Genomic DNA, 10,312 nt, shown 5'->3' with positions numbered 1-10,312 from the left:
TCGAAATGAACCAAACCGCCCACATATCCCTTCATATACCAAATTTTCAAAAAGCAGAGGACAAAAATTCCAGCGGCGCTTCCAGAGGTTTCCGGCTGCGCTGCCGTTCTTTGCTGTCCTGTCCGTGTCTTCCGGGTCTGTTTCCAGCGTCCCTTCCGGCGCGTCCCTCAGCGTCTCCGCTTCGGTGAGGCGGTATCTAGGGGTATCCGCAGATAGCCGCAAGAGGAAAAAACGCGCATCGACAAAAATTCGTCACACCAAATCGCGTTTTCTCTTTAACATACTGAAAATACTGATTTCTTTTTCAAATAGGTCAGCGTCTTTCCCGTGAAATCAGCGTTTTGTGGTTCGACGGACGCCAACCACGACATGCTGAGGGGGCCTCTCGGACCCCCCTGCCGACCCCCTCTTCAGGACCGTGTCGCGCGCCCCGAAATGGCCAGACAAAGCTGTGTAGCAAGGGCCATATCCTGCGCCGAGATCCATTCCAGCGGCCCGTGGATGTTCTGCATGCCCGTGAACAGATTCGGACAGGGAACCCCCATTTCCGTGAGTCGCGACCCGTCGGTGCCCCCTCGAATCGGAATCGACACGGGCTCAAGACCGATATCGCGGGCAGAATCGCGGGCCAGGTCGACCGGGGTCATGTCGTCTTCCAGCCAGTAGCGCATATTCCGGTACTGGGGCGTGATCTCGCAGGTTATCGTGGCGCGGGGCTCGGTCGCGGCGACGGCCTCGCAGACCTTGCGCAGAATCGCCCCTTTCTGTTCGAGCCCGTCGCGTTCGAAATCGCGGATGATGAGCTTGAGGCGCATCTCGGACGCGCCGCCCTCCATATCCGTGGCATGGATGAAGCCGTCGCGGCCCCCCGTGGTCTCGGGCGTCATCGTCGCCTGCGGCAGGGTCTCGATGATCCGTGCGGCCAGATGAATCGCGTTCACCAGCTTTCCGGTCGCATATCCCGGATGAATCGACACGCCCTTGATCGTCACCACAGCACCATCGGCCGAGAAGGTCTCGTCCTCGATCTCCCCTACCTTGCCGCCATCGAAGGTATAGGCGAATTCCGCCCCCAGATCCGCGGGCAGCCGCGCATCCACGCCGCGCCCGATCTCTTCGTCCGGGGTGAAGGCCAGCCGCAGGGTCGGACGGCGAATCGACGGATCGGCCAGCATCTGCCGCGCGGCGCTCATCAGGATCGCCACGCCCGCCTTGTCGTCCGCCCCCAACAGGGTCAGCCCCGAGGCGGTGACAATGTCATGGCCCCGCTTCTCGCCCAGATAGGGAAACGCGTCGGGCGTCAGGCTCAGCGACGGATCGTCGGGATAGGTGATCGCCCCGCCATTATAACCCCGGATGACGCGCGGCTTCACGCCGGTGGCATTGAATTGCGGCGCGGTATCGACATGGGCCAGAAATCCCACCACCGGCCCCTCGGCCGTGCCCGGGATCGTGGCCAGCACCGCGCCGTAATCGGTCAGGGTGACGTCCTCGGCGCCCATGGCGGTCAGCTCCTCCACCAGCAACCGCTGCATGTCGAGCTGGATCGCGGTCGAGGGCGCGCGGGGGCTATCGGCATCCGACTGGCTGTCGATCGCGCAGTAACGGACCAGCCGCTCGATCAGTTCCTCGGTGAGATCGGTCATGTCAGGGCCTCCGGTTTTCCGCCGATCAGGCCCGCCCACGGTAAGCAAGTCAAGCATCCGCCCGAATTCGGCGCGCGCCCAGCCCTCATCTTTAATCCGGAAATATCCCGGGGGGTCCGGGGGGCAGCGCCCCCCGGCCGGTCGTCCGAGGGGTCGTCTGCCGCAGGCAGGCGGGTCCGAGGGCGAAACCCCTCTCTATACGTCCCAGGCCACCGGCATCCGCAGCGGGCCACGGAACGCCCAGCCGCCGAACGGCACCGCGCCGTCCAGACGCAGGCCCGGCAGACGGTCGAAGATCATCGGCAGCGCCACCTCGGCAACAAGGCAGCGCGCGGCCCAGGCGCCGGCGCAGAAATGCGGACCCGCGCCGAAGGCGATCGAAGGCCCGCAATCGCGGGTCAGGTCGAAGCGGTCGGGATCGTCGAAGATGCGCTCGTCGCGATTGGCCGATCCGAACATGAAGAACAGCCGGTCCTCGGGCTGCAGCGCAACGCCCTCTACCACGTGCGCGCGCGCGATGCGGCGGGGCGACATGCCAATGGGCGCGATCCAGCGGGTGTATTCGTCAAAGACCTGTATCCAGCCCACCTGACCCGCCATCACGCTGCGCAACGCCTCGGGATGGGTCAGCAGCGCCCATGCCGCGCCGCCGATCACGTCGCGCGGCTCGTTCTGCCCGCCCGAGATCGCCAGCTTCACATTGGCGCGGATCTGCCGCTCAGGCAGTCCCGCCTGCATCTGGACCGACAGAAGCGAATGGTCGGGTGCGGCCTGCAGCGCGGGCATGCGTTCGTCGATATAGCGGTCGATGGCGGCGGTGCAGTCGTTGCAGCGCGCCTCGACCTCAGGGTCGCCGGCGTAATTGGCGATGCCGTCCATCATGCCCTGGCTTACGCGGTCCATCTCGGCCCAGCCGATCTGCGTCAGGCCGGTGATGCATTTCAGCGCCTCGCCCGAGATCGGCATGGCGATATCGGTCACCATATTGGCACGGCCCAGCGGGCGGACGCGCTCGAGCACCGCCTCGGTGGCGCTTTCGAACTGCGCTTTCCATACGTCGCGCACCGTCCGGGGCGAGACGGTCGGAAAGATCGCCGCGCGTTCGGCCTTATGCGCCTCGCCGTCCTTGCGCATCATGTTCTGGCCCATCAGCACATTCATCAGCCCGCCGGGCTGATCGGACGAGAAGATCTCGGTTTTCTTCTCGTTGACGAAGATATCGTCGCGCCGGGTCATCAGCACCGCGCCCAGCTGTGGCACGAAGGCCACCGGGGCCTCGTCGCGCATACGTCTGAGCGTCGGATAGGGATCGTGCCAGAAGGCCGCCGGATCGATCTCGAAAACGGGGGCCGGGCGGGCATCGGCGGTCAGGGTCTGGGACATGGCGGAACGGGCCTCCTCTCCCGTGTCGCGGGCTTATGTGAGCCCAGCGGACCGGCGCTGTCAACGCCGCACGGGCCGGAGCCTGCGGTCACACCGCCCGCCTCAACGCAAAAGGGCGCGCCCGGCCGGACGCGCCCCTTCATGCGATCAGGTCGTGTGGCTTATGCCAGCGACGAATCGATGCCTTTGCAGGCTTCGACGAGGCCCTTCACCGCGTTGACCGACTTGTCGAACATTTCCTGCTCGTCGTCGTTCAGCTTGATGTCGACCACACGCTCGATGCCACCGGCGCCGATGATGGTGGGCACGCCCACATACATGCCGTTGAGGCCCAGCGCACCGTCCACCCATGCAGCGCAGGGCAGCAGGCGCTTTTGGTCCTTCAGATAGGCTTCGGCCATTTCGATGGCCGAGGTCGCGGGCGCGTAGAAGGCCGAGCCGGTCTTCAGCAGGCCGACGATCTCGGCGCCGCCGTCACGGGTGCGCTGCACGATGGCGTCCAGACGCTCTTGCGTGGTCCAGCCCATCTCGATCAGGTCGGGCAGAGGGATACCGGCGACGGTCGAATAACGGGTCAGCGGCACCATCGTGTCGCCGTGGCCGCCCAGAACGAAGGCGGTGACGTCGCGCATCGAGACGTTGAACTCGGTCGCCAGGAAGTGGCGGAAGCGGGCCGAGTCCAGCACGCCTGCCATGCCCACGACTTTCTCGGCCGGCAGGCCCGAGAATTGCTGCAGCGCCCAGACCATCGCGTCGAGCGGGTTGGTGATGCAGATGACGAAAGCGTCCGGCGCATGGGCGGCGATGCCCTCGCCCACCGACTTCATGACCTTCAGGTTGATGCCCAGAAGATCGTCGCGCGACATGCCGGGCTTGCGCGGCACACCGGCGGTGACGATGCACACATCGGCGCCGGCGATATCGGCGTAATCGTTGGTGCCCTTGAAGATGCCGTCGAAGCCTTCGGACGGGCCCGACTCGGCGATGTCGAGCGCCTTGCCCTGCGGGGTGCCCTCGGCGATGTCGAACATGACGACGTCGCCAAGTTCCTTGATCGCGGCGAGATGGGCAAGGGTGCCGCCGATCTGGCCCGCGCCGATCAGAGCGATTTTGGGTCTGGCCATAGGTATCTCCGGTCCGGTTGTGTCTGTTGGCGACCTGACTAAGACCCTCGGGGCCGCCACGCAAGCCTCGGCGCGGGGCGGCGGAATGAATATGGGGCTGTTAACGCTGCCAGCGCGGGTTTCGCGGCCCTTGGCGGGGTTTTGTGATCACGTTGGGTTCCCGCGTGCGGGCTGCAATTCGGGCAGGGCGCGGAAATTACCGCCATTGGCCAGCAGGCAGCTGCGGCCATCGGGCAGGTTCAACAACAGGCTCCAGCCCCCGTCGTCGCTGGCGAACAGTTCGATCGTGGCGTTGCCGCGCGCGTCGCCGGTGGCGAGCCGCCTTTCGCCGCGCTGATCCATCACGAATTCCAGCACGCGCTCGCGCGGGGCGCAGGGAAGCACCTGCGCCAAAGCGGGGACCGGCAGCAGAAACGAAAGAAGCAGGAGAAGGCGCATGATCGGGTCCTTTCGGTTGCGACCCGCTCAGCGTGGCCGATCATGGATAAAGAATGGCTACGCGATCGCCCTCTCTGCGCCGCAGAATTTTAACACTTGCCTAATGTGTCCGAATCTGGTGGTTTGCGCGCAAGATTGTTTCAAAGAGACCCGGAGACCACCATGGACAGCCGCCCGTTTCGTTCCGTCCTTTATATCCCCGGCTCGAAAGAGCGCGCGCTGGAAAAGGCGCGCGGGCTTGCCGCCGATGCGATCATCTTCGATCTGGAAGACGCAGTCGCGGTCGAGGAAAAGGCGAAGGCCCGCACCCTGCTGGCCGAAACGCTGGCCAGTACCGATTACGGCCCGCGCGCCAAGCTGGTGCGGGTGAACGGGATGGACACCAAATGGGGGCGCGCCGATCTCGACACGCTCGCCGCCGCCCGGCCCGAGGCGTTGCTGCTGCCCAAGGTGAACGCGCCCGGCGATGTCGAAGCGGTGGCGAAGATCCTCGATGCCCGGCCCGAAACCGCCGACACCTCTATATGGGCGATGATGGAAACGCCCGACGGCGTGCTCAATGCGGGCGCGATTGCCCGTGCGCCGCGGATGGCGGGCTTCGTGATGGGCACCAACGATCTGGCGAAAGAGCTGGGCTGCCGGTTCCGCGCCGACCGGCTTCCGATGCAATACGCCCTGCAGACCTGCCTGATGGCAGCGCGCGCGGCGGGCATCGTCGCGGTCGATGGCGTCTATAATGCCTTCAAGGATGACGCGGGTCTGCGCGCTGAATGCGAACAGGGGCGCGATCTGGGCTTTGACGGCAAGACGCTGATCCATCCCGCGCAGCTTGAGATCGCCAATACGGTCTTTGCGCCCGACGATGCGGCCATCGCGCTTGCCCGCCGCCAGATCGAGGCCTTCGACGCCGCGACCGCGCGGGGCGAGGGCGTCGCCGTAGTGGATGGCAAGATCGTCGAGAACCTGCATATTGTCACCGCCCGGCAGGTGCTGTCGCGTGCCGAGGCGATTGAACAATTGCAGAAGGCTATGGGCTGATGGGATATACGCTACTGATACTGGGCCTTCTGGCCTGGTCGGGAAGCCATTTGTGGAAGCGGGCCGCGCCGGAAAGCCGTGCGCGGGCCGGGAATGCCGGGCGCGGGATCGTCGCGCTGGTATCGTTGATCGGCATCGTGCTGATGGTGCTGGGCTATCGCTGGGCGCCCTATGACCAGATCTGGCCGGAATCGCGCAGCCTGGTGCACCTCAATAACCTGCTGATGCTGCTGGCCTTCTATCTGTTCGCCGCGTCGGGGATGAAGACCAACGCCACCAAGATCGTGCGCCACCCGCAGCTTTGGGGCGTGCGGCTGTGGTCGATCGCGCATCTCATGGTGAACGGTGATCTGGCCAGCCTGATCCTGTTCGGCGGTCTGTTCATCTGGGCGCAGGTCGAGGTCGGCTATATCAACCGTCAGGAACCGGTCTGGGTGAAGTCCACCGCCCCCACCAACAAGGGCAAGGAAATCGGCGCCATCGTCGGCGCGGTGCTGCTTGTCGGTGTGGTCGGCTATATCCACATCCTGCTGGGCTATCAGCCCTGGGGCTGAGGAAGGATAGCATGCGATGAAACTCTATCGGTTGCTGACCGAGGACGACACCTCGGCCTTTTGCCACAAGGTCACGGCGGCGCTGAACAAGGGATGGGTTCTGCACGGCTCGCCCTCTTACGCCTTCGACACCCAACGCGGCGTGATGCGCTGCGCGCAGGCGGTGGTGAAGGATGCGCCCGGCACCTACACGCCCGAAACCAAGCTGGGCGAGCAATGAGACAGGGCGGAACCGGGGGTTTCACACCCCCGGACCCCCGTGGAGTATTTGAGACAAAGTGAAGGGGGCGCGGGCCGTGAAGACGAATCCGGGGCGGTTTTTCGAGGATTACGCGATCGGGCAGGTGATCCGGCACGCGGTGCCGCGCACGTTGTCGGGGGGCGAGCGCGCGCTTTATCATGCGCTTTATCCGGCGCGCGGGGCGCTTTATTCCTCGGATGACTTCGCGCGGTCCTGTGGTCTGCCGCAAAGCCCGCTGGATGACCTGATCGTTTTCCATACCGTGTTCGGCAAGTCCGTGCCCGACATCAGCCTCAACGCGGTGGCCAATCTGGGCTATGCCGAGGGGCGTTTCCTGAAGCCGGTCTATCCCGGCGACACGCTGAGCTCGGCCTCGGAAGTGATCGGGCTCAAGCAGAATTCAAACGGCAAATCGGGCGTGGTCTATGTGCGCACGACCGGCACGAACCAGCGCGGCGAGGCGGTGCTGGACTACGTGCGCTGGGTGATGGTGCGCAAGCGCGACCCGGACGCGCCGGCGCCCGCGACATTGGTGCCTGAGCTGGCCAAGGCGGTGGCGCCCGGTGACCTGATCGTGCCCGAGGGGCTGCGCTTTGATGACTACGATGCCGAGCTGGCGGGCGAGCGCTATCGGATGGGCGATTACGCATTGGGCGAGGTGATCGAGCATGTCGACGGCGTCACCGTCGAGGAGGCCGAGCATATGCTGGCGACGCGCCTGTGGCAGAACACCGCGAAGGTGCATTTCGACGCCACGCATCGCGAGGACGGCAAGCGGCTGATTTATGGCGGGCATGTCATCAGCCTTGCGCGCGCTCTATCCTTCAACGGGCTGGCCAATGCGCAGATGATCGTCGCGATCAATGGCGGCGCTCATGCCAATCCCTGTTTCAGCGGCATGACCGTCCGGGCCTGGTCCGAAGTTCTGGACAAGGCCGAGACCGCCGTGCCGGGTGTCGGCGCGATCCGGTTGCGGCTGGTGGCGAGTGCGGGACCGGGCCATGTTTTGCGCGGCGCGGACGGGAAATACGCCCCCGATGTGCTGCTGGACCTCGATTACTGGGCGTTGATCCCGGCCTGAGCTGATACCGGTATCATGTGATCACACCATTTCCCGGCGTGATCACAATGACCGGATTTTTACCAATTGCGGCGGGATTCCTGCGGCATTGCAGCAAATGCCTGCGTGACTTGAGCGAAAAATCCGCTATTGAAGGCGTGAGCCAGCCGGCCCTTGGCGGAGTGCGCCAAGGCCGGGCGCGCCAAGAGAGAGGGATACCCATGGCTGACGTGAACCGGGGCAACCGGCCGCTTTCCCCGCACCTGCAGATTTATCGTCTTCCGCTGGTCGCGGTGATTTCCATCATGACCCGGATCACCGGCGTCGCCCTTGGCGGTGCGCTGCTGCTGATCGTCTGGTGGTTTGTCGCGGGCGCTTATTCGCCCGATTATTTCGCAACCGCCGATTGGCTGCTGTCGAGCTGGCTGGGCATTGTGGTGATGGTGGCGGCGCTCTGGACGCTGTGGTTCCACCTCGCCAACGGCATCCGCCATTTCGTTTTCGATCTCGGCAAGGGATTCGAGCTGAGCAGCGTTGCGCGGTCGAACTGGTACGTGATCGGCGCCTCGGTGCTGATGACGATCCTGACGCTGCTGATCGTCATTCTGTGAGGGGGGCGGACATGAGCTACAAGACCGATTACAACCGCGTTCAGGGTCTGGGCCGCGCCGGTGAGGGCGTCGGTCATTTCTGGATTCAGCGCGTCACCGCGATGGCGCTGGTGCCGCTGGCGATCCTGTTCCTGATCCCCTTTGCCAATGCGCTGGGCGGTGGCTACGAAGCGCTGGTCGCGACCTATAGCCAGTTCGGCAACGCGCTGACCGCCGCGCTCTTCATTCTGGTGGCGAGCTGGCACTTTTCGATCGGCATCCAGGTGGTGATCGAAGATTACACCCAAGGTGGCACCCGGCTGGTGCTGATCGTTCTGAGCAAATTCTTCAGCTTCGTGCTGGGCGCCGCCGGCGTTCTGGCCGTCGCGAAAATCCTGTTCAGCGCCTGAGGACGACCCAATGTCTGCATATGAAATCGAACAACATACTTATGACGTGGTGGTCGTGGGCGCCGGCGGGGCCGGTCTGCGCGCGACGCTGGGCATGGCCGAGCAGGGGCTGAAAACGGCCTGCATCACCAAGGTTTTCCCCACCCGCTCGCACACGGTCGCCGCCCAGGGCGGGATCGCCGCCAGCCTGAGCAACATGGGCCCCGACAACTGGCAATGGCACATGTACGACACCGTGAAAGGGTCGGACTGGCTGGGCGACACGGATGCGATGGAATACCTCGCGCGCTCGGCGCCCGCCGCGGTCTATGAGCTGGAACATTACGGTGTGCCGTTTTCGCGTACCGAAGAGGGCAAAATCTATCAGCGCCCCTTCGGCGGCCACACGACCGAATTCGGCGAAGGCCCGCCCGTGCAGCGCACCTGCGCGGCGGCGGACCGGACCGGGCACGCGATCCTGCACACGCTCTACGGTCGCTCGCTGAAAGAGAAGGCGCAGTTCTACATCGAGTATTTCGCCATCGACCTGCTGATGTCGGAAGACGGTGAATGCACCGGCGTTCTGGCGTGGAAACTGGATGACGGCACGCTGCACCAGTTCAACGCGAAGATGACGGTTCTGGCGACCGGCGGCTATGGCCGTGCCTATTTCAGCGCGACCTCGGCGCATACCTGCACCGGCGACGGCAACGGCATGGTGGCCCGCGCGGGTCTGCCGCTGCAGGACATGGAATTCGTGCAGTTCCACCCGACGGGGATCTACGGCTCGGGCTGCCTGATCACCGAAGGCGCGCGCGGCGAGGGCGGTTACCTGACCAACTCGGAAGGCGAGCGCTTCATGGAGCGGTACGCACCGACCTATAAGGACCTTGCGTCGCGCGATGTGGTGTCGCGCTGCATGACGATGGAGATCCGGGAAGGCCGCGGCGTCGGCCCGAACAAGGATCACATCCACCTGCACCTCAACCACCTGCCGCCTGAAACGCTGGCGCTGCGGCTGCCCGGCATCTCGGAATCGGCGCGGATCTTCGCGGGCGTTGACCTCACGAAAGAGCCGATCCCGGTTCTGCCGACCGTTCACTACAATATGGGCGGCATCCCCACGAACTATTGGGGCGAAGTGCTGAATGCCGATGCCGAAAACCCCAACCGCGTGGCCCCCGGCCTGATGGCGGTGGGCGAGGCGGGCTGCGCTTCGGTTCACGGCGCGAACCGGCTTGGGTCGAACTCGCTGATCGACCTTGTGGTCTTCGGCCGCGCGGCGGCGATTCGCGCGGGCGAGATCGTCGATCCGGCCTCGGCCAACCGCGAATCGTCGAAGGCTTCGGTCGACAAGGCGCTCGCGCGTTTCGACCGTCTGCGCAATGCCAGCGGCTCGATCCCCACCGCCGAGCTGCGGATGGAGATGCAGAAGACCATGCAGGCCGATGCCGCTGTCTTCCGCACCGACAAGACGCTGGCCGAAGGTGTCGAGAAGATGAAGGTCGTCGCCGGCAAGATGGCCGACATTCAGGTCACCGACCGCTCGCTCGTGTGGAACAGCGACCTGATGGAGACGCTCGAGCTGGAAAACCTCATGCCCTGCGCGATGGCCACCATCACCGGTGCCGAAGCCCGCAAGGAATCGCGCGGCGCCCATGCGCACGAGGATTATCCGAATCGCGACGACGAGAACTGGCGCAAGCACACGCTGTCCTGGGTCGATGGGGCGAATGTGACGCTGGATTATCGCGCGGTCGTCGTCGATCCGCTGACCCCGCAGGATCAGGGCGGGATCGAACTCAAGAAAATCGCGCCCAAAGCGCGCGTGTACTGAGAAGGGACGCAG

The 10,312-nt window shown here is 64.7% G+C and carries 12 protein-coding genes; 8 read left to right on the top strand and 4 right to left on the bottom strand.

What is annotated here, in order from left to right; genetic code table 11:
• A partial coding sequence (locus JI664_RS10225) for a hypothetical protein (RefSeq protein WP_207013634.1) occupies positions 1–331 on the top strand: 331 nt, incomplete at its 5' end.
• Positions 332–410: 79 nt separating this feature from the next.
• On the opposite strand, the gene pepT is transcribed toward JI664_RS10225, so the two are convergent.
• The 4 genes from pepT to JI664_RS10205 all read right to left on the bottom strand — a co-directional run bounded on the left by pepT (position 411) and on the right by JI664_RS10205 (position 4,591).
• Positions 411–1,646, bottom strand: a complete 1,236-nt coding sequence (gene pepT, locus JI664_RS10220; protein ID WP_207013633.1) for a peptidase T — start codon at positions 1,644–1,646, stop codon at positions 411–413.
• Between the two features lie 195 nt (positions 1,647–1,841).
• Positions 1,842–3,029 carry a cytochrome P450 gene (locus JI664_RS10215; protein WP_207013632.1) on the bottom strand — a complete coding sequence of 396 codons (1,188 nt, stop codon included), beginning with the start codon at positions 3,027–3,029 and terminating at the stop codon, positions 1,842–1,844.
• 161 nt (positions 3,030–3,190) lie between these two features.
• The gene (gene mdh, locus JI664_RS10210) at positions 3,191–4,153 is read right to left on the bottom strand and encodes a malate dehydrogenase (RefSeq protein WP_207013631.1); all 963 of its coding nucleotides are present in this window, start codon (positions 4,151–4,153) and stop codon (positions 3,191–3,193) included.
• A gap of 147 nt (positions 4,154–4,300) precedes the next feature.
• The gene (locus JI664_RS10205; RefSeq protein ID WP_207013630.1) at positions 4,301–4,591 is read right to left on the bottom strand and encodes a hypothetical protein; all 291 of its coding nucleotides are present in this window, start codon (positions 4,589–4,591) and stop codon (positions 4,301–4,303) included.
• Positions 4,592–4,753: 162 nt separating this feature from the next.
• Here JI664_RS10205 and JI664_RS10200 point away from each other — a divergent pair, with 162 nt between their 5' ends.
• The 7 genes from JI664_RS10200 to sdhA all read left to right on the top strand — a co-directional run bounded on the left by JI664_RS10200 (position 4,754) and on the right by sdhA (position 10,300).
• Complete coding sequence (locus JI664_RS10200) at positions 4,754–5,629, top strand: HpcH/HpaI aldolase/citrate lyase family protein (protein ID WP_207013629.1); 876 nt, start codon at positions 4,754–4,756, stop codon at positions 5,627–5,629.
• On the top strand, positions 5,629–6,183 hold the full coding sequence (locus JI664_RS10195) for an NnrU family protein (protein WP_207013628.1): 555 nt from the start codon (positions 5,629–5,631) through the stop codon (positions 6,181–6,183). Before JI664_RS10200 ends, JI664_RS10195 begins: the two co-directional genes overlap by 1 nt.
• A 16-nt stretch (positions 6,184–6,199) precedes the next feature.
• Complete coding sequence (locus tag JI664_RS10190; protein WP_207013627.1) at positions 6,200–6,403, top strand: DUF1737 domain-containing protein; 204 nt, start codon at positions 6,200–6,202, stop codon at positions 6,401–6,403.
• 76 nt (positions 6,404–6,479) lie between these two features.
• Positions 6,480–7,505: a MaoC family dehydratase gene (locus JI664_RS10185; protein WP_207013626.1), complete on the top strand. Its 1,026-nt coding sequence runs from the start codon at positions 6,480–6,482 to the stop codon at positions 7,503–7,505.
• A gap of 200 nt (positions 7,506–7,705) precedes the next feature.
• Positions 7,706–8,095: a succinate dehydrogenase, cytochrome b556 subunit gene (gene sdhC / locus JI664_RS10180; protein ID WP_207013625.1), complete on the top strand. Its 390-nt coding sequence runs from the start codon at positions 7,706–7,708 to the stop codon at positions 8,093–8,095.
• Positions 8,096–8,106: 11 nt separating this feature from the next.
• The gene (gene sdhD, locus JI664_RS10175; protein WP_109531711.1) at positions 8,107–8,484 is read left to right on the top strand and encodes a succinate dehydrogenase, hydrophobic membrane anchor protein; all 378 of its coding nucleotides are present in this window, start codon (positions 8,107–8,109) and stop codon (positions 8,482–8,484) included.
• Between the two features lie 10 nt (positions 8,485–8,494).
• On the top strand, positions 8,495–10,300 hold the full coding sequence (sdhA, locus tag JI664_RS10170; protein WP_207013624.1) for a succinate dehydrogenase flavoprotein subunit: 1,806 nt from the start codon (positions 8,495–8,497) through the stop codon (positions 10,298–10,300).
• Positions 10,301–10,312 lie beyond the last annotated feature (12 nt).

The organism is Rhodobacter sp. NTK016B (genome assembly GCF_017303295.1).
Classification (GTDB): Bacteria; Pseudomonadota; Alphaproteobacteria; order Rhodobacterales; family Rhodobacteraceae; genus Pararhodobacter.
This window is presented reverse-complemented; position numbering and strand designations above follow the sequence as displayed.